16 protein-coding genes are annotated in these 19,724 nt (G+C 62.8%); 8 read left to right on the top strand and 8 right to left on the bottom strand.

The genetic code is table 11. From position 1 onward, the window contains the following. The first annotated feature begins 26 nt into the window (after positions 1 to 26). From AU197_RS19320 to AU197_RS19305, 4 genes are read left to right on the top strand one after another with little or no spacing between them, the layout of a single operon-like run. Positions 27 to 2,765, top strand: coding sequence for a DUF1156 domain-containing protein (locus tag AU197_RS19320; RefSeq protein WP_064404438.1), 2,739 nt, complete (start codon positions 27 to 29; stop codon positions 2,763 to 2,765). Position 2,766: 1 nt separating this feature from the next. After that, the gene (locus tag AU197_RS19315) at positions 2,767 to 6,114 is read left to right on the top strand and encodes a DUF499 family protein (RefSeq protein ID WP_197415592.1); all 3,348 of its coding nucleotides are present in this window, start codon (positions 2,767 to 2,769) and stop codon (positions 6,112 to 6,114) included. 32 nt (positions 6,115 to 6,146) lie between these two features. Further along, positions 6,147 to 6,662, top strand: coding sequence for a T3SS (YopN, CesT) and YbjN peptide-binding chaperone 1 (locus AU197_RS19310; RefSeq protein WP_064404436.1), 516 nt, complete (start codon positions 6,147 to 6,149; stop codon positions 6,660 to 6,662). Further along, entirely contained in the window at positions 6,637 to 7,569 is a 933-nt protein-coding gene (locus tag AU197_RS19305) for a S1C family serine protease (protein WP_231745048.1), read from the top strand. The genes AU197_RS19310 and AU197_RS19305 overlap by 26 nt, the downstream gene beginning before the upstream one ends. Before the next feature lie 14 nt (positions 7,570 to 7,583). On the opposite strand, the gene AU197_RS19300 is transcribed toward AU197_RS19305, so the two are convergent. From AU197_RS19300 to AU197_RS26095, 4 genes are all read right to left on the bottom strand, one after another. Next, the gene (locus tag AU197_RS19300; RefSeq protein ID WP_064404531.1) at positions 7,584 to 8,564 is read right to left on the bottom strand and encodes a hypothetical protein; all 981 of its coding nucleotides are present in this window, start codon (positions 8,562 to 8,564) and stop codon (positions 7,584 to 7,586) included. A 283-nt stretch (positions 8,565 to 8,847) separates the two neighbouring features. After that, a complete protein-coding gene (locus AU197_RS26845) occupies positions 8,848 to 10,584 on the bottom strand; it encodes a macro domain-containing protein (RefSeq protein ID WP_082696739.1) in 1,737 nt (578 codons plus the stop codon). Between the two features lie 230 nt (positions 10,585 to 10,814). Then, positions 10,815 to 10,994 carry a hypothetical protein gene (locus AU197_RS26680; RefSeq protein WP_231745043.1) on the bottom strand — a complete coding sequence of 60 codons (180 nt, stop codon included), beginning with the start codon at positions 10,992 to 10,994 and terminating at the stop codon, positions 10,815 to 10,817. Positions 10,995 to 11,235: 241 nt separating this feature from the next. After that, positions 11,236 to 13,473, bottom strand: coding sequence for an SIMPL domain-containing protein (locus tag AU197_RS26095; RefSeq protein ID WP_231745041.1), 2,238 nt, complete (start codon positions 13,471 to 13,473; stop codon positions 11,236 to 11,238). Between the two features lie 60 nt (positions 13,474 to 13,533). Between AU197_RS26095 and AU197_RS19285 the strand changes: the two genes are divergently transcribed. Beyond that, positions 13,534 to 13,935: a hypothetical protein gene (locus tag AU197_RS19285; protein WP_064404432.1), complete on the top strand. Its 402-nt coding sequence runs from the start codon at positions 13,534 to 13,536 to the stop codon at positions 13,933 to 13,935. Between the two features lie 9 nt (positions 13,936 to 13,944). Here the strand turns inward: AU197_RS19285 and AU197_RS19280 are convergent, their stop codons facing one another. The 3 genes from AU197_RS19280 to AU197_RS19270 all read right to left on the bottom strand — a co-directional run bounded on the left by AU197_RS19280 (position 13,945) and on the right by AU197_RS19270 (position 16,258). Further along, a complete protein-coding gene (locus AU197_RS19280; protein ID WP_064404430.1) occupies positions 13,945 to 14,766 on the bottom strand; it encodes a thioesterase family protein in 822 nt (273 codons plus the stop codon). 37 nt (positions 14,767 to 14,803) lie between these two features. Then, the gene (locus tag AU197_RS19275; RefSeq protein ID WP_064404428.1) at positions 14,804 to 15,505 is read right to left on the bottom strand and encodes an SDR family NAD(P)-dependent oxidoreductase; all 702 of its coding nucleotides are present in this window, start codon (positions 15,503 to 15,505) and stop codon (positions 14,804 to 14,806) included. A gap of 138 nt (positions 15,506 to 15,643) precedes the next feature. Beyond that, positions 15,644 to 16,258, bottom strand: coding sequence for a class I SAM-dependent methyltransferase (locus AU197_RS19270; RefSeq protein ID WP_064404427.1), 615 nt, complete (start codon positions 16,256 to 16,258; stop codon positions 15,644 to 15,646). A gap of 46 nt (positions 16,259 to 16,304) precedes the next feature. Here AU197_RS19270 and AU197_RS19265 point away from each other — a divergent pair, with 46 nt between their 5' ends. The 3 genes from AU197_RS19265 (at position 16,305) to AU197_RS19255 (ending at position 19,225) form a co-directional block, all read left to right on the top strand. Further along, on the top strand, positions 16,305 to 16,733 hold the full coding sequence (locus AU197_RS19265; RefSeq protein WP_064404425.1) for a MerR family transcriptional regulator: 429 nt from the start codon (positions 16,305 to 16,307) through the stop codon (positions 16,731 to 16,733). A 71-nt stretch (positions 16,734 to 16,804) separates the two neighbouring features. Beyond that, on the top strand, positions 16,805 to 17,662 hold the full coding sequence (locus tag AU197_RS19260; RefSeq protein ID WP_502687891.1) for an alpha/beta fold hydrolase: 858 nt from the start codon (positions 16,805 to 16,807) through the stop codon (positions 17,660 to 17,662). Positions 17,663 to 17,752: 90 nt separating this feature from the next. After that, a complete protein-coding gene (locus AU197_RS19255) occupies positions 17,753 to 19,225 on the top strand; it encodes an MFS transporter (protein WP_064404419.1) in 1,473 nt (490 codons plus the stop codon). 24 nt (positions 19,226 to 19,249) lie between these two features. On the opposite strand, the gene AU197_RS19250 is transcribed toward AU197_RS19255, so the two are convergent. Beyond that, positions 19,250 to 19,678, bottom strand: a complete 429-nt coding sequence (locus tag AU197_RS19250) for a type II toxin-antitoxin system Rv0910 family toxin (RefSeq protein ID WP_064350137.1) — start codon at positions 19,676 to 19,678, stop codon at positions 19,250 to 19,252. Positions 19,679 to 19,724: the final 46 nt, after the last annotated feature.

Below are 19,724 nucleotides of genomic sequence, written 5' to 3'. Positions count from 1 at the left end.
GATACTTCGAAATCTGGGGGGCTTGCGTGACACAAAAGCGCAAGTTGATAGAAGTTGCGTTGCCGCTGGAGTCGATCAACCAGGCGGCCGAGAAAGATGGCCCAAAGCGTAAGAACCATCCATGGCGAATGCACTACTGGTGGGCTCGAAGGAAATTGGCCATAGCTCGTGCTGTCATCTTTGGCCAGCTTGTTGACGATCCAAGTGCCCGTCCGGGTGAGTTTCCGACCGAGGAACTCCAGCGCGCCGAGCGGGCGCGCCTTCACCAGTTGATCGAAGACCTTGTTGCGTGGGAGAACGCAGCGGACCACAAATTGCTCGCCAAAGCTCGTGATGAGATTTTGAAATCAACGGATGGGCATCCTCCGCCCATTCTTGACCCGTTCGCAGGCGGCGGGTCGATACCTCTGGAGGCCCAGCGCTTGGGGTTGGAGGCACATGCCTACGATCTCAATCCCGTTGCCGTGCTGATCAATAAAGCGCTCATTGAGATCCCGGCTCATTTTCGCAACTGTCCACCGGCATTCCCGGGTCTCGCGGACTCCGAGATCAGGCAGTGGAGGAACGCTGAAGGCCTAGCTGCCGACGTTCGAGCTTACGGAAAGTGGGTTCAGTCGCAAGCGACGAATCGGATAGGAAAGCACTATCCGAAAGTCGACGGGGCGAATGCACTCGCCTGGATCTGGGCTCGAACCGTTATCTGCCCAAACCCGGCGTGTTCCATTCAAATGCCTCTTGTTAGCTCGTGGTGGCTCCGCAAGAAGAAAGGAAAGGAAGTCTTCGTTGTTCCCTCTGTAGTCAGCGATCCGACCCAGCCGTCTAGACTCCGGGTTGCTTTCGAGATCGGGCACGGCGGTGGACCACAGTCTGACGGGACTATGTCGGGTCGCCGCGGCGCCACTTGCGTTGCTTGTGATGCGGCCGTCAGCAAGGAATACATCAAGTCTGAAGGCGCTGCAGGAAGAATGGGCCAAGTTCTACTCGCGATAATTGCGGAGGGTAAGCGGGAGCGGCTCTACTTTCCTCCAACTGAGAAACACGCGAAAGCCGCTCAGATTGCTCGTCCCGACGACGTCCCCGATCAAGACCTTGGGTATGACCCCCGCAATCTATGGACCCCTCAGTATGGGCTCTCCCGATTCTCCGACTTATTCACCAACCGACAGCTTCTGGCACTCACAACATTCAGCGACTTAGTTGAGGAGGCGAGGCAGCGTGTTCTTATCGACTCGGGGGACGAGGGCTACGCGGACGCGGTAGCTACGTATCTCGGTTTGGCTGTCAGTCGGGGCAGCGACTACCAGTCGAACATCACAACATGGCACTACCAGAATGAGCAGATCCGGAATGTGTTTGCGCGTCAAGCAATCCCAATGGCATGGGACTTCCTTGAATTGAATCCGCTGGGCAACGGCTCAGGAGCATGGGGTTCACAGTATGAGCTTGGCGCCCAAGCCCTCGACGGACTGGTTCTCGACCATAACGGATACGCCGAACAACAGCCTGCCCAAGATATTAGTGCGCGACAAATGTTGATTTCGACCGATCCGCCCTATTACGACAACGTTGGCTACTCGGACTTGTCCGACTTCTTTTATGTTTGGTTGCGTCGCTCGCTTCGGCGGGTTCATCCAAAGCTCTTCGCAACCATGTTGGTGCCGAAGGCCGAGGAGCTTGTTGCTAATCCATACAGACACGATGGGCGCGAAGGCGCTAAGCGGTTTTTTGAGAGTGGATTCCGAGATGTTTTCGCGAAAGCCCGCCAAGTCGCATTCGATGATTACCCCATCACCGTCTACTACGCATTTAAGCAGTCCGAGAGCGATGACTCTGGTGAAGCATCATCAGGTTGGGAAACGCTGCTTGATGGCATGGTCAGGTCAGGATGGGAGATAACTTCAACGTGGCCCTTCAGAACCGAAACTGCGTCTCGCATGATCGCTCAGGGCACAAATGCGCTCGCCTCATCGATCGTTCTCTCGCTCCGCCCGCGACCAAACACGGCGCTGACGACCGATCGTCGCGGTTTCATCGCAGCCCTTGAATCAGAACTTCCCGATGCACTCCGAAGGTTGCAACAGGGCCAGATTGCTCCCGTCGACTTGCCGCAAGCCGCGATCGGGCCCGGCATGGCAGTGTTTAGTCGCTACGCCGCGGTGCTCGAACCAGACGGAACGAATATGACCGTCCGCTCGGCCCTCGCACGTATCAACGAGACCCTCGACCAGGTCCTGAACGAACAAGAAGGCGACTTCGACAGTACGTCGCGGTTCGCGATCGCGTGGTACCGCCAACACGGGTACGGCACCGGGAAGTTTGGCGACGCTGACAATCTCGCTCGAGCGCGGAATACCAGCGTCGAGGCGATGGACCGGGATGGGATCGTCTCTTCACGTGCCGGCAAGGTGCAATTGATAGAACCAGCGGATCTAAGTTGGGGTTACGACGTGCTGACCGACCTCCACACTAGCAACTGGGAAGCACTTCATCATCTCATCAAGTTCCTTGAGCGTGACGGTATCTCAGCTGCAGGTGACTTCTTGAACGACGCACTAGGACGACCGGATAGCGCCGTCGACGGAGACTTGGTTAAGGAGTTGGCGCACCTCCTCTTCCGAATCGCCGAGTCGAATGGGTGGACCAAGGATGCGCTGAGTTTCAACAACCTGGTCACCAGCTGGCCCGAGATCCTTGACGCCGCACGCTCCGAGAATCAATCTACGATCGCGCAAGGCTCCTTCGACTTCAACGATGAGGACGAGTGACATGGCATTGAGTAACCGTGACCGCATCAATAAGATGTTCGAGATCATCGCGCCACCCCTGGATGACTTCATCTCCATGGTGATTGGTCAGGGCGACCCGGCTGTTGGCGCAGCTTGGCCAAAACTAGTGCAGGCCAAGGACGGAGCGTCGAGCAACAAGACGTACAGCCCGCACGACCCCCAGATTCAGTTCCGCATCCTGACCGAATCGAACATCACGGGTGGGTTCAAGAAGGGCTGGTACCCGTTCAACAAGACGCTTGGCAAGGCCGGCGAGTCGTACGCCATAGAACTGCGCGAAGTACGCAACGTCTGGGCCCACAACGGCACCTTCACCGACGACGACGCCTACCGGGCGCTTGACACCGGCGAGCGCCTCCTGAGGCTGATCGGAGCTGCCGAGCAGGCCGACGAAGTCCGCAACATCCGCCTGAACCTCCGACGAGTCACGGCCGACAAGGACGACAAGAAGGTCCTCAAGGCCGCGGTCGACAACCCTGAAGCTGCCGGCCTCAAGCCGTGGCGTGAAGTGCTCCCGCCGCACGACGACGTCGCCACCGGGAACTTCGCCGCGTCGGAATTCGCCGCCGACCTCTACAAGGTCGCATCCGGAGACGAACAGGACGCCGGCTACGCCGACGCCGTCGAATTCTTCAAACGTACGTATCTGACAGAGGGTTTGAGCGACCTCATCGGGCGCGCGGTCCGCCGCCTCTCCGGTGATGACAACGCACCGCCGGTGATCAACCTGCAGACCAACTTTGGCGGTGGCAAGACCCACTCGATGCTTGCCTTATGGCACGTCGCCTCCGGCCTTCCGGTCGGTGAGTTTCCGCAGGAAACCCAGGATCTCCTCACCGCGAACGGATACAAGGGCGTCGACGTCAACCGTGTCGCCATCGTCGGTAACCACTTCAGCCCGTCGGGCGTCACCAAGGACGACGGCACCCACGTCAATACCATCTGGGGTGAACTCGCCTGGCAGCTCGGTGGCGCGGAAGCCTACGCGATGGTCGCCCAGGCCGATGCCGACCGCACCCACCCCGGCAAGGCACTGCACCAGCTGCTCGCCGCCTACGCGCCCGCGGTCATTCTGATCGACGAGTGGGTCGCCTATGCCCGTTCTCTCGTCGGTCGAAATGATCTGGCGGGCGGCACGTTTGACGACCAGTTCACGTTCGCGCAGTCGTTGACGGAGGCCGCAAAGGGAACCTCCGGTGTGCTGCTGGTGATCTCGATCCCGGCCTCGGAAAGTGGCGACGACACGATCGTGGTTGGCAACGCCGAGGAAGTCGGCGGCGCACACGGGCTTGAGGCCCTCAAACGGCTGCAGAACGTTGTGCGCCGGGTTGCGGATCAGTGGCGTCCCGCCTCGTCGGCGGAGGCCTACCAGATCGTCAAACAGCGGCTGTTCAGACAACCCGACGCGGCCGCGCTGGCGTCGATCGGAGCGACCGCGCGCGCGTACGTCGAGATGTACCGCAAGTACAGCGACGATTTCCCCCGTGAGTCGCGTGATTCGGCGTACGAGGAGCGGATCAAGCGCACCTATCCCATCCATCCCGAGCTGTTCGACCGGCTCTACGAGGAGTGGTCATCACTGGAGAGGTTCCAACGAACCCGCGGGGTGCTACGGCTCATGAGCACGGTCATCCACGCCCTGTGGACGGGCGAAGACGCGTCGCCTCTGATCATGCCGGGCTCTATTCCGCTGGCGACGGCCAACGTGAATTCGGAACTGACACAATACCTGCAGGATTCGTGGAAGGCGATCATCGACGCTGATGTCGATGGCCCGAACTCCGAGCCAGCACGGATTGACAAGGACAAGCCGCTGTTCGGACAGCGGTCTTTGACCAAACGTCTCGCGAGAACGGTGTTCTTCGGCGCAGCTCCGACCATTGGGTCCGCGCAGAAGGGGCTGGAGACCCAGCGGGTGTTCCTTGGCACCGCGGTGCCCGGCGATGTCCCAGGCAACTTCCACTCAGCACTGACCCAGCTCGGCGACAGGGCTACCTACTTCTACTCGGGCTCGGGCAAGTACTGGTATGACCTGCAGGCCAACATCACTCGCACCGCTAAAGATCAGGCCGAGCGCCTGCACAAGGAGGACGTGTGGGCGGAAATCGTCCGTCGCCTGCAGGACCAGGCCAAGACGCGCGGTGATTTCGCGGGAGTGCACGTGTGCCCGGAGTCCAATGCCGACATCCCCGACACCGACGAGGCGCGGTTGGTCATCCTGCATCCGAAAGTCGCACACAAGCGCGGCACCGACTCGCCGGCTAAAGAATTCGCGCACAAGGCGACCGAACAGCGGGGCACCGCGAACCGTAGCAACCGGAACATGTTGGTTTTCCTGGCTGCCGACGAGGCTCGGCTCGAGGAACTGGAGTATGCGACACGGGACTACCTTGGCTGGGCGCACGTTCTGGCCAATGAGGTGGACCTCGACCTGACACAGAATCAGAAGAACCAGGCGACCCAACGCCAGAGCCAGGCCGACCAGACTGTCACGTCGCGACTGCTGCAGACCTTCACCTGGGCGCTCGTCCCCGCCCAGCCCGATGCTGGAGCACCGTTCATCATCCGCGAAACAAAGGTCGAGGGCCAGTCTCCTGCACTGGCAGAACGGGTTTCACGGCGTCTCGGCAATGACGGTGACCTGTCGACGCGGCAGGCAGCGGCGACGATCCGGCTGGCAATCGGCAAGGTGCCCCAGATTTGGAAGGACGGGCATGTGGATCTCGGATCGCTATGGCGGCTCTACAGCCAGTACCCGTACATGCCGCGGCTGCGTGACCGCCGGGTGCTAGACGAGGGCGTCGTCGACCTTCCGATGCTCTGGGAAACCGACGCCTTCGCATTGGCGACCGGCTTCGACGAGGCCACCGGACGGTATGTCGGACTGTGGATTCCAGGAGACAACAACTCAGCGCCGGCCCCAGCAGACTCGCTACTAATCGTGCGTCCTGACGTGGCCAGCCACCAACGTAAGCACGAGGAGCCAACAACAACTGGTACCGGCGCAGGCACTGGAACCGGCACTGGCACCGCGACCGGGACTGCAACGGGGACAAGCGCAGGAACTGGAGCCGGGGCCGGTCCAATCGATATCGCGTTCACGCGGTTCTATGGAGTGAAGACCCTCAACTCGGACAAGATCGCGATGGATTTCAAGAACATCGCCGATGAGGTGATCGCAAATCTGCGCGACCAGGGGATCAACCTGGTCGTGAAGATCGAGATCGAAGCCGTCGACTCAACGGGATTCGACGAGAACAAGATCCGTACGGTTTCGGAGAACGCGAAGACGTTGAAGTTTGACCAGTCGGGGTTTGAGTCGGAATGATTACCTTCAAATTGGCAGAGTGGAGACGATAGATGTCGAGGTTCGCACCCCGAATCCAGTCGACACCGGTCCTCGGCCGCATATTTGGGTCCGGCGACGACAAACGCGCGAAGGAACTCGACAAGTGGCTTGAGGACACCCTTAAGCGCGAATTCAAGGTCGATGCGATCGAACGCGACGACGATGGTGACATCCCGATCCCCTGGGGCAGCGCACTGGTATTCGTACACACTGCTGACGACGACCCGCCCCGCATTGAAATATTCTCGCCGCTGCTAACGGATTTCACCATGCGCCCAGAGGTGTACGCGGCAGTCAACTCCATTAACCGAAACACACCGTTCGCTAAGGCGTATGTCGATCCGGAGAACGCACAGATTGTGCTGGCAGCTGAGCTGCATATCTTCGAGCAACTCTCCCCCGAACAACTCTTGGCGACTATCGAGCTTGTAGCCGATCGAGCAGACCACTACGACACGCTGCTGCAGAAGCGATTCGGAGGCAAGACCATGTTTGAGGACGATGAAGGCGACGAGTTCGATGTTTAACACATCGGCACGGTTGCTTCGGCAGTTCAGCGACGAAATCACCGAACTGTGCGAGCGGGTGGTGCGCTCGACCGCCATCGTCAAGGGGCAAACCCACGACTTCGAAGAAGGCAGTGGGTCCGCGTTCATCTGCGACGTCGAACACCTCGTCACAAACAACCATGTGGTCGAAAACCTGGACGACCCAATCTACGTTCAACTTCCGGGCGAAAAGCAGACCGAGGCACGCATTGTCGGTCGGGATCCCTTGACCGATCTAGCGGTCCTTCGCGTAGACCCGCAAACCGCTGAGCCGCTAAAGATTTCGCCTGACGGAGCCCGCCTGGGCGAACTCTGCTTCGCATTCGGCAGCCCACTGGGTGAGTTTCCAGAGAGCATCAGCCTCGGCATTGTCAGCGGTTTGAAGCGAAGCCTTCCCACTGGCGACAAGCAGGCGATCTTTGATGTCATCCAGACCGATGCGGCGATCAACCCAGGAAACTCGGGCGGCCCGCTGGTGAATGTCGACGGTCTCGTCATCGGCGTGAACACGGCGGCTATTCCCGAGGCCGACGGCATCGGCTTCGCCATCCCAGCCGAGACTGTCGCTGAGGTCGCGCATGAACTCATCACCTACGGAGCAGTTGAGCGTGCGTCACTCGGGGTCAGCGTCGCACGTCGAGCCGTCGACCGAGCGCCCGGTGGCCATGCTCTCGTAGTGACTTCTGTTCGCGATAATTCAGCCGGCCCGTTCGAGCCTGGCGATGCCATCGTCGCTGTCGGCGATCGCGAGATCCGTAGTCAGAACGACCTGTTACGTGCTCTGCGGCGAGATGTCGCAAACCGGAAAGTCAACGTTGCGGTGCTGCGTGGGGAATACGAGGTGTCGATCGAATGCCGCCCTCGCAGCGTGCGAACCTTCGGCTGACCAGTCCGAACCAGCTACCACTGCCCGTCAGTGATCACCTCGGGGCTCGTGCCGCCGAGTGTGATTACCGTCTTCGGGTCGACGGGAGTAAACGGCTTCTCTTCGGCACCAAGCTTTTTGCCGACACTCTCGACGTTGGTCAAGATCTCGGACGCCGCGAGGTCGTGGGCGTCGGCGTCATAGTAGTCGAACCATGGCAGCCCTTCCTCCACGTAAGCGTCCCGGTCGACCGGCGTCGGGGGCGGCACCTCTCCGGTTATGGCAGTCCACTGAGCGGCCGAGCACAAGTGCACGAAAACGCGGCGGGCGCTAGCCTCCTCATAGTCGGTGAGCGGGCGGCCATCTGCGTACACCTCCTGGCGCATCCGACCGCCAGCACCCAGCCCCATGCTCGCCGATGGTGCTGGCAACGGGGCCCCGTCCGCGAACACGTCCGCGCAGCGTTCCGCGTGCAGGGCCTGCTCGGCGTGCCACGCCGCAAGCGCCTGTTCGGTCAGACCGACAGCGCGCAACTGAACCCCGCCATGGGTCTCTTCTCCGGTGACCTGCCCTTCGACTGTGGCGCCAGAACCGAGCGGCACGGCAACGAACTGGCGGATGAACCCGTCCCCCGCGTTGATCCCGTCCAGCCACGGCTGCCGAGGCAGCGCAACGTAGTTCTGCGGGTCCTTGATGAGGTGCTCGATCCATGGCAAGCCGCTGACCGCGCACACCTTGCCGACACCGACCTGCAGTGCAGTGGGTTCGGACGCATCGAACGACAGCCACATTGCCTCGCGCTGGTAGATCGGCAGGATGACCCCGCCACGAGAAAGCCACTCAGCCGGTGCCGTGTCGGGGTAGTCTCCAACTCTCCGCAGCGGGAACCGGCCCAGGCCCGGCGGCAGCGGGTGCAACCCCGTCTCGGGGATCCGCAGCGTCCGCTGAAAATTCACCGTCACCGGGCCCAGCACCAACTGGTCGTTGACGATCTTTACCGGCGCGCTGTGCGTCATTGCTACCTCCATCTCGGCGTACTGAATATGGATAGCACCAGGCACTGACAACTAGGCGTTGCGCCACAGGCTGGGAACGCTCCGGCACCTCCGCCACGCGATGCTTCTCGATAATCACCGAGGTATTGGACGATGTGCAGGCGCGCTCGAACGGCTTCTCACAGCATCGCGGATGCTAGTGGCGGGATTCTGTCGTATTGCATACTGAAGTGAGACTTCCAAGGGATCCAGATCGGCTGCGCTGGATGGAGTCGAGTGCCGCAACGCCTGCTCTTCTAACTTCTCAGCCCATCGTTCCGTTCGTGAAACCTAGCCGCGTTTGGCCGAGCGCCGTCAGTATCCGATCAGTTGCTTCCCGCACCTGCGTAGCAAACTCGTTCTGACCCTCGATCGCAAGCGCTTCTCTGTACGACCAGGTTCTGAGAATTTGGATGCCCGGGCGTACGTGGACCTGAATGCCGGCTCCTTTGCTTTCCAGCCACTCGTGAAGGCTTTCCTCCTCGGCGGAAAGGGCGTAGCGGCGACCCATCAGCCACTGGAAGAAGCGCGGATCGGCTACCTGATCGCGGGTTCGACCGCCAGCGCGCCCGTCACGGAAATCGTCAATCCACTGATGCAGGTAATCGTCTACAGACAGCAGCCTGGTTGGAAACCAGCGTTGTAGCGGTTGGGCAAACCGATGTGCAAGCTGGAAGTTGGGCTCGACGGTGAAACCGCCGTGGGTGTTCAGTTCGAGGAGGGCGTCAACTCTCGCCGGATCGGAATACATATAGGCGTATTGGGGCTGGAGTTCCGCTGGCCAGACACCCAAATGAACGTACTCGTCGTCAAAGAAGAGAGCTGCGCGGTCGGCACCGCGGACGTGGTTGGCGTCGAATTTGATTGTGACGCTGGGCAACAGCGGGTCTCCGCGTGGGATAAGCGTTCCTTCCACCGCGCTCGCTTTCGGGGAGATACCTGTCGCCTTCTGCAGAATCGCCGCGAGTCGGTACAGGACTTCCCCGGCGTCGCTGGGGATCGAGTTCGGTGGCATTGGGTGCATCGGGGCTGATCTCCTTGGGGCGACGATGGGCGGCTCGGGAGGGCGAGGATGCCGGTTGCCGCTACCCCAGCCGATCTCCCATCCCTCGCTGGCGTCGAAGTATTCGGCGTAAGCGATGGGCGGCAACCGAACTTGCTCGACGAGTCGCATGAGTTCGGCGAACCAGGAAACGTACGCAGGGTCGTCGCCAGTTGGAACTGCCTCGGGCAATTCATCCAGGATGAGGTCGGCGACCATCTCAGGTCTGGTCGTCACGGTTAACTCATTGCCGGCGAGTTCGGTGAGACTGCCGGTTGGATACAGAACTGCGGTGCCGTAGTCGCCAACTTCCGGGTAGCCCTCGTCAGTCAGGTCGCCGACTGTGTTGATCGCAACACGCCAGTACATCCCTGAGGGACTAACGCCCGGCCAAACGCGTACCCGGTGATAACCGCGCTGATGCAGGACTTGAACCCCTTGCAAGATGCGGATCGGAGTCCAGATAGCGAGCGCCGAACGTATCTCCTCGTGCGCTTTCGGGTCGAAAGCTACGAGCCGCGCCTCATCGACCTGCGTGTCGGACGCGGCGATGGTGTCTATTGCGGCTGCGATGGCATCGTGACGTGGCCAGCCGAAGCTGCCTGCGCTGATGAGTGGAAACGCAACGATTCGGGCGCCAAGCTCGTCAGCAACTTCCAAGACCCGGCGGTAGCAGGATTCCAGAAGCGACCGGTCTCTCTGGCCAATGTTGTAGTTCGGACCGACCGTGTGAATGACCCACCGGGCAGGCAAGTCTCCTGCTGTCGTCCAACCGGCGTCACCTGTGGCCAGTCCGTCGGGGAACCTCTCGACGCAGTCGCGCAGGATCGCGGGACCTCCCGCGCGATGAATCGCACCGTCCGCGCCGCCACCTCCGCGCATAGCAGTGTTCGCGGGATTGACTATCGCGTCAACCTTCTGCTCGGTGATGTCGCCACGAATGGCGGTGATTGTCAGCACGCGGCCCAGTATGCAACCGGGCACCGACGCTTGTTGACTCGAGGTGAACTCTGTCCCCCTGCCGGGGCCAATTAGTGGCGACGTATTCGGCACCCTTGACTGCTGCAGAACGTGTCACCACACGCTGTCGACACCCAAAGCAAGGCGTCACTGTCCTGACAGCGGCAGTGACCGATAAAGTCAAACACGAATTATTCACTGCGACTTCGCATTACGTCACTATAAACAGTTCACACCTTGGCGTGTCCCCCGACGTGGATGCCCTTCCAGGCGAGCATGAGTCGCACATAGGCCTCACTTGTCAGCGTTTTGTAATGTTCCTGATCGTTACTGGATACACCGTCGCGTGTCTCCAAGCTCTGCACTCGCAGCGCCGCCAGAATGTGCCGTCCCACGGATCGTCGTACCACCGAATCATCATCGGACACTGCTCCCCGTGGCTGCATATCCCCGCCGCGCACTTGCGACATTCAGTCACTATCCGTTCCCCCCACGGTGCATATCTCGTCGTCATCCCGGCTCCGATCGAGCAAAGAAACAAGCGTCCCGGACGTCCAGTTTCGGTCGTGTCTTTCGCGCAGCAGCCTCACGTCGCCGGTAGATATTGAAGTGTTGGGCACGCAGGCGTAGGTAGTGGGCGCTCAGGCATTGTCACCGAAGTACCTCGAAGATCTCACCGCGGATCGCCCACCGGTCATCGACCGGTTCCGCTGCGAGCAGATCTCCAGCCACGCATAGGTGGTCGGAAGGGTCCCACTTGACTCCCTCGCGGTATGGGGAGACGAGCCGGTGGACAACGCCGAGTACGGCACGCCGTTGATCAAGCAGGTGCTCCTCTATTTCTGAGGAATCCGCCGGAAGAAGTGCCGCGACCCGTGCGGCGGCTTCTGAGAGGACCGCCGTGTCCGTGTGGGCCTGATATGCACAGGTGACCCCATCAAAGACCCCCTTAAGCAGCCCGCCCCAGACAGGCTGCCGACTATACGGCGGTCGAATCTCGACTCGGACGGCGAACGGCGCGTCGGATGCAGCCCGCTCGTAGACCTTCGTTTCGCCACGGCGCAACGCCAGCCACACGGGCGCCAACTGATTGTCACTCTTGAACGACTCCAGGTTGGTCCAGTCGAACGCGGCCAACGTCCGCCCTTGCCGCCAATGAGTGAAAGTGCCTGAGCGTGGCGCGAGTGCGTAACGGTAGCCGAACGCAAACTCGTCAGCATTAGGCCCCGGGAGCACTCCAGAGCCGTGCTCGAAACGGATCCCCTGGCTCCCAGCGACTTTGAACGAGTCAATGTAGTAGAGCAAGACATTCTCGACGTCGGCTTTGGGATGTTTGGCCCCGAAGAATGTCGCGTGCAACACCTGCTCCGCCGACGGTTCGAGTTGTCTGCAACGGCTTCGGATCTCATCCCGCAGCTGCCGTTGCCAGTCAGGCGGGCGTTCAAAATGGATGTAATCGTCGGCCCAGGCCTCGACTACGGCATCGTCCGCCGCCGGCCCACGAATGTCGTGGCGAACCTCCGATACAAGGGCTTTGGTCGCTCGCTGACCTGGATCAGGTGGCACAGCAGCATTTTCCGGGTGGCAGGTTCCGCACCGCGCTACCGGAGCGCCAACTTCGTTGGTCGCCCACTGGTCGAGTTCGGACAGCTGCTGCGCGCAAAGCTTCACATACGGTCCAGTCAGAGTGTTTCCGTGCGAGTGCTCACCGCTGATCGTCCAGCAATCGGCACGATGCACACGCGCTCCGCTTGTGCTGTAGCTTCGCGCGATATTGAGCACGTACCCATCGCGGTGCAAGTTGAGCCAAGCTAGATAGCCGGGATCGTCGTCGCGAAACTCCCCCACACCCACGTCACTTTCGCGATCGTGCGCGTCCTCCCGCTCCAGTTCGCGCGATTCTTCGGTGCCTGAGCTGTGGCTGAAGGCGCTGACGTCTGAGCCCTCAACGACGAAGCGGGCGTCAACCGAGGCAGCGATCTCAATGTCCTGCGGCACAAGACCGACGCGAGACCCACTTCCGACCGGTCCGGACTCCGCTCGCATCACTGTCAGCGCATCGCCGTGAGCCCCGTCGGGCCATAGGTTCGCTTGCAGCATGCCGGAGTCAGCGATCGCAACAGGTCTGACCCTGCCGAGGCCAACAGCGTCGGCGTACTGCTGGGCGCGCTCGACGGCGTCATGGACGGCTCGCTCGCGGGCCTCTCGGATCAATTCATCGCGTCGGTTTGCCGTCAATGCCCATTTGATGCTCGTGACTCGGAAGCCTTCGACGTTGATGATCTGCTCGCCGACCCAGGACGACAACGCGCTGAAGTCGCGAAATTTCACTTCGATGCTGACACCAGCGTGATGGACGAGCGGCAGCTGTTTACCCTCCTGATTCCAAGGCCGAGACGACCAGGTACTCAATTGCGCAGCAGACCACCAGGTGATTGGCGCGTCATCTTTGTTCTTGAGCTCTGCCACGGACTTCTGCACAACGTCCAAGTCGCGTGCCACCCGCGTGTACACCGGCTCCATCGACGGGCCCTCGTAGCTAATGGAAGCGTGAACGGTGGCGCGCTCAGGTGGCTGCGACTTCGCAAAGGATCCCCGGACTGTAAATTCCGTAGCCATGCGGTCAGCATAACGACGACCACTGACATAGCTCCGTGAACTGCGGCAGCCCAGACGTTTGCTAGCCACGAGACACGCAGAAGCGCAACAGAAGTCAAGATCGCCGAGAATGTACAGGGTCAATGCGCGGCAGACCACAAAGCTGTCACCGACGTTGCCGACGCGGACGCTGAAAGGTGGAGGACAGACGCTTTCTGATCTCGGGTCGAGCGATCCAGTTATCCGCTTGTCGGCGACAAATTCGCCACACGTTGAATTGATCCTGTCCATCCGGCGAATCGTTCGTGGCAAATACCGGACAACCCGGTCACTGTGCGGGATCGTTGTCACATGAGCCCCAAGGTTCCCACCCCGAAAGAAATCAGAGAAGCGGCACAGGCGGCCGCCGAGACCGCCCAAACGGTCGCCACCGAGGCGATGCGCATCCCGCCCGCATCGCTCCAGATGATGGCCCAGGTGCCGGATCTCATCGAGAACATGGCCGCGGCCACCGAACGTCTCAATGCGGCGATCGACCGCGCGGAACGCTATCTCGCACTGGCCGATCCGATGATCCGGACCATGGACGCGATCGTGCCGCAACTCGAGGCGCTGATCGCCACCGGCAACGACGTCTACAACGCTGTCGGCCGAATCCCCGGCGTTGCGACAGTGGGCCGGTTCGCGTCTCGGACCTCGACCCAGCCGTCGGACAAGAAGCCCCCCAGCGGACGCACCCGCAAGAAGCCCTGACAAAGCCGGTCACTCGTAGTTGATCTCACCACGCGGGAACGGCCGACCCCTGAAGTCGATCTGCGCGGCCGGGTTCGCCACCGCGGTCACCATGCCGGACCCGAATGGACCCTGCTGGTCGAACAGCGTCGCCGTGCCGACAGAAATCCCGTCGGCAACCCAATGCGAATCACCCTGGACCATAATCCACTTGTCGAGCGGCAAGCGCGACAACGCTACTGTGAGGTCACCGTTGATATAGCCGATTCCCTCGGTGCCCAGGTTGGTCACCAAGCTCGTCGACTCTGCTACGTTGACCGCCCTGACGAATGGCGAGACCGGTTCTCCAGCAACGATGTTCGGGCTCGTATAGAAGAACTGCTTTCGGGAAGTGTTCTGATGAGCCTCCGGCGATCGCGTCCAACCGCCCTCATCGCTACCGATGAACGGCACGAGCTCCCCGTCCGGAGTCGGCAGCTGCGGCACATCGACCGGCGCGATCCACTCCTCACCCGGCGGCGCCGACGACCGTCGGTACTGCACCAGCGTGGCCCGTGCGACGGGCCGACCGTCCTGCACCACATCGCATTCCGCATTGCGCACTCGGCGGCCTTCTCGAATCACCCGCACCTCGACGGTGGTCGGTAGGTTGCGCGCCGCCCGGAACAGGTCGACCGTGATCCGCGTCGGCATGAACTCCGGAGAACCGCAATCTTTCTCGAGCGCCTGCGCGGCCAACCCGACGATGGCCGGGCCGTTGAGGTGATCGTCGCCCCAGTGGCTCTGGGCAAAGATCGACGGCATGAATGCGCCGTCTGCCGTCGGCGTGAAATACGCGGGGTCGGTGCTCATCTGCGGATCCTCGCACAAGGCCCTGGGCGCGCCTCAGCTAGGTGTTGCGGCCGCCGTTGACGCCGATGATCTGACCGGTGATGTAGCCGGCTTCTTCCGAGACGAGAAACGCGCACGTGGCCGCGATGTCCTGGGGTTTACCCATGCGGCGCACCGGGGTCGCGTCGATCGTCGCCTGAATGTCACCGAGATGGCCCCGCGCCTCCGCAGCCCGCAGCATCGGCGTGTCGATGAACCCCGGTGGCACCGCGTTGACCGTGATGCCCGCCGGCCCGTATTCGAGCGCCAACGTCTTCGTCAACCCGTTCACCGCGGATTTCGCCGCCACGTAGTGCGCCATGTACGGCGCGCCGGAATGCGTGCTCGACGACGAGATGTTGACGATCCGGCCCCAACCCGCGTCCACCATGTCCGGCAATACCGCCTGCACGCAGTGAAAGACGCCGTTGAGATTGACGTCGACCACGCGCTGCCATTGCTCGAACGTGATGTCGCCGAACCGCGAGAACCCGTCCAGGCCCGCGGCATTGACCAGAATCGCCGCCGGTCCGAGCTGGCTACGGACGGCCGACAGCGCGGCGTCGACCTGACCGCGATCGGTGACGTCGGCGGTGAACGCGAGCTCCTCGTCGCTCGGCGCCAGGTCGAGCGTGGCGACGCGGTGGCCGTCGGCGCGCAACCTTTCGACGATCGCGCGTCCGATCCCCGAGCCGCCGCCGGTGACGACCGCTGTCTTCATTCGCTAGTCCTTCCGTAATGCCGTGTCAGAGAACGTGTTAGGTCGATTGGCGAGGCGTCCGCAGACCAAACGTGCGCTGGCGCGCAGTCTTCAGGTCTAGCAGACGCACATTCGGCGCCGGAGGTCGGCCGCGGCCGCTCAGGAACGAACGGCCAGGACCGCCCACACGTCGCGCCGCCCCGCCTTGTGCCCGCCGACCGTCACGTCCACGAAACCCGCCGAACGGCACAGCTCCGCGAACGCGTCAGCCTGCCGGCGCGTCCACCCGTGGCTGGCCAGGCCCGTCGCACCCGGTTTCGTCTGCCGTTCGACGGCGAGCAGGCGGCCACCGGGGACCAGCAGCCGCGACGCCTCGTTCAGGCCCGCATCCACGTCTCGCCAGTGGTGCACGGTCGCCAGCGACCACACCACGGTCGCCGACTGGTCCGACAAAGGCACGCGCTCGGCGGTTCCCGTCGCCCACGCGACGGAACCGTCGGGTGTGAACATGCGGGCGAGCCGGAGCATCACCGGCGCCGGATCGACCCCCGTCGCCACCGCACCGCGGCGGACGGCCTCGCGGACCGCAGAACCGGGACCGCACCCGATGTCGACCACGGTGTCCGCGGCCGACACCTCAGTGAGGTCCGCTGCAAGGCGCGCGCTCGGCCGCCCCATAAGCATCAACACCAGCCCGACCAGCGCACCCGCCGGGCCGGAGAAGCCGGCATGGTCGGCGTGATGGTTGACGGGCAGATTCTCGGCTGCAGTCATGATCCCAAGCTTGCCGCTTCGAGTCGGCTTGAAGTCAAATGGCGGCATGGACGCGATCCCCATCGGCGAGGCCGCCGCCCGGTTGCAGATGGCGCCGTCGACGCTGCGCTATTACGACGAACGCGGCCTGGTTCGTCCCCCGAATCGGCTGGCCGGGCGGCGCATGTACGGAGCCGACGAACTGCGCCGCCTGGCACTGTTGAAGATCTTCAACAAGCTGGGACTGCCGCTCGACACCGCTGCGGCCGTCCTGGATGCGCCCAGCCCCCAGTGGCGCGAACTCGTGCGCCGGCAGATCAGCCAGCTCGACGACGTGATCGCGCAGGCGCGCGGAGCCCAGCAGTTCCTCACGCACGCGCTGCACTGCCCCTCCGAGCACCCCGCCCGCGAATGCCCGACGATGACCGGTGCGTTGGACCGGCTGGTGGACGGCGTATCGGTCGAGCAACTCGCCGCCGAACACGCCGATTCCTGACCGTCCGAGCGATATGTGCGTCCCGATCCGGGTATAGATGCGTACCGGAAGGGACCACGCTCATGACCGAGATGGACTATGTGGAGTTGCACGGCGATCGCGTCGCCTACCAAGACGTCGGCAGCGGCGCCGAAACCCTGCTGCTGATCCACGGGATGGCCGGAAGTTCCGAGACGTGGCGGGCGGTGATTCCGCAGCTGTCGCGGCGGTACCGCGTGATCGCACCCGACCTGTTGGGGCACGGCCAATCGGACAAACCCCGCGGCGACTACTCGCTGGGCGCATTCGCGGTGTGGCTCCGCGACCTGCTCGACGAACTCGGCGTCTCCAAGGCCACCATCGTCGGCCAGTCGCTGGGCGGCGGGGTGGCCATGCAGTTCGTCTATCAGCATCCCGACTACTGCCAACGCCTCGTCCTGATCAGCAGCGGCGGCCTGGGACCCGACGTAGGCTGGACGCTTCGCCTGCTCTCGGCGCCGGGAGCCGAGTTCATCCTGCCCGCGATCGCACCCCCGCCGGTTCTCACGGTCGGCAACAAGCTGCGTGGTTGGTTCCGCACGGTCGGTATCCAATCGCCACGCGGTGCGGAAATGTGGAGTGCCTACTCGTCGTTGGCGGACGCCCAGACGCGCCATGCCTTCCTTCGCACCCTGCGCTCGGTCGTCGACTATCGCGGCCAGGCGGTCAGCGCATTGAACCGTCTGCACGTGGCCAACGAGCTGCCCATCATGGCCATTTGGGGCGACGAAGACCGGATCATCCCCGTCGCCCATGCGTACGCGACGCACGAGGCGCGTCCGGAATGCCGGTTGGAAGTGCTCGAGGGTGTCGGGCACTTCGCCCACGTCGAGCGGCCGAACGCCGTGGTGGATCTGCTCGACGATTTCATCAGCACCACGGCCCAACCCGTCGTCCACAGCGAACCGTAGCCGCGGCGCCTGCACCGCCCGGTACGGGTGCCCGAGGAACACGCAGACATAATCGACGAAACGGAAGGTCATCTAAGGATCGGAGCGGTTGTGGTCGGGACCGGCGCGGCGCAGTCGCCCACGATCGGTCGTGAACGCTCCCCCGCGCTCCTCATCGCCGGGCTGTCGCTCGTCGTGCTCACGGTCGCGGTGCTGCAGACCGCCGTCGTCCCGGTGCTCGGGATCATCGCCGATCAACTCGACGCGTCCATTGTCGGCGTGAGCTGGGCGGTCACCGCCAACCTGCTGGCCGCCGTCGCGGCCACGCCGCTACTCGGCCGGCTTGCCGACCTCCACAGCAAGCATCGTGTCCTGCTGGGCGTGCTCGTGGTGGTGCTGGCCGGGTCGGTGCTGGCGGCGGTCACGTCGTCGCTGCAACTGCTCATCGTCGCCCGGGTGCTTCAGGCCGCCTCGTTCGCGCTCTACCCGATCAGCATCGCGATCCTGCGCGAGGAACTCTCCCCGGAACGGCTGATGTCAGCGATGGCGGTGCTGTCCGGGACGCTCGGTTTCGGCGGCGGAACCGGACTCGTCGTGGTGGGTTTGTTGATGACGGGCGATGCCGGCTATCACCGGGTGTTCTGGTTGACGACCGCCTTCACCGTGGCCGTGATCGCGATCGCGCTTCTGGTGGTGCCACGACGGCCGCGCCACGTTGCCGGATCGATCGACTGGCTGGGAGCGGTGGGCTTGGCGGTGGGACTGTCGGCGCTGCTGTTGGCGATCAGCCAGGGCCAGACGTGGGGCTGGGCATCGCCTGCCACCCTGGGCTGCGTTCTGGGTGCGGTGGCGGTGCTCGCCGGCTGGTGGTGGTGGGAGCGTCACATCAGCCGACCGCTGGTATCGACGTCGATGCTCACCCGGCGACCGATCCTGCTCACCAACGTCGCGACGATCTTCGTCGGCATGGGGCTGTACTTCGCGTTCCTCGGGTTGACGCTCTTCGTTCAAATCCCGCGCGATGCAGCGGGTTACGGCTTCGGCGCGACCGTGCTGGAAGCCAGCGTGGTCTATCTGCTTCCCGGCGCGTTCACCGGCTTCGTCGTCGCGTTGGTCAGCGGCAGGTTCATCGACCGCTTCGGCGCTCGACCGGTGCTCCTCGTGGCGGCGATCGCCGGCATCGCCGGGTTCCTGTTCGTCGCGTTGGTGCACTCGCACACCTGGCAGATCATCGTCGCGAGCATCCTCGCCAACGCCTACATCAGCCTGGGCTACGGCGCGCTGCCAGCGCTGGTCGTCAGCGAGGTGGACGCCGGCGAAACCGGCGTGGCAACGGGCATGAACGCGATAGCACGCACAATCGGCAGTTCGATCGCGGCAGCGGTGGTCGCCATGCTGCTCAGCCGCTCGGTGCCCGGAACCGGCGTGCCGATGGAGAACAGCTTTGTCGCGATATTTCTGGGCGGGGCGATCACGTCGACGCTCGCGCTGGTGCTGATCGCCGTGTCGCGTCCGTCGTCACGGCCGATGGATTCCGTGGAGGCGCGCTACGAAACGCGTGCCATGAACCACGAGTGGGGCTGACGCGCCAGCCGGCGATGCGGTTGGTCAGTGCAGGGCGGCCAGATTGCTGACCGACTTGCGCACGTCGGATTCGATCACCTTGGCCACCAGATTGCCGATGCGCGTGTTCAACAACCCGCCGGAAAGGTCGGCGACCACCTGGAACGTCGATCCCGGATTGTCCGCGCGCACGCACAGCGTCAACCCGATTCGGATGCCCGGTCGGCCGCGGCCGACCATCTCGACGACCTTGGGCTCGTCGTAGCGCGTGACCTGCCAGTGGATGGTGTTGCGGAATCCCTTGACCTTGATCAGCGACGACACACATGTCCCGACCTCGATTTCGGAGGGCACCTCACTGCGCCACCCACCGAAGATCGTCAGCCACTCGTCGAACCGGCTCAGGTCCGAGGCCAGCTCCCACGCCTTGTGCGGGCTCAGGTCCGACGACACCGAAACGTCCACTGCTGCCATGACTAGTGCCGTACCCCACGAAGCGGGGCAGGTAAACGGCGTTTCG

This window comes from Mycobacterium sp. IS-1590, from assembly GCF_001500025.1.
Taxonomy (GTDB): Bacteria; Actinomycetota; Actinomycetes; order Mycobacteriales; family Mycobacteriaceae; genus Mycobacterium.
The sequence above is the reverse complement of the archived record's forward strand: the minus strand, read 5'-3'. Positions and strand labels throughout refer to the sequence as shown.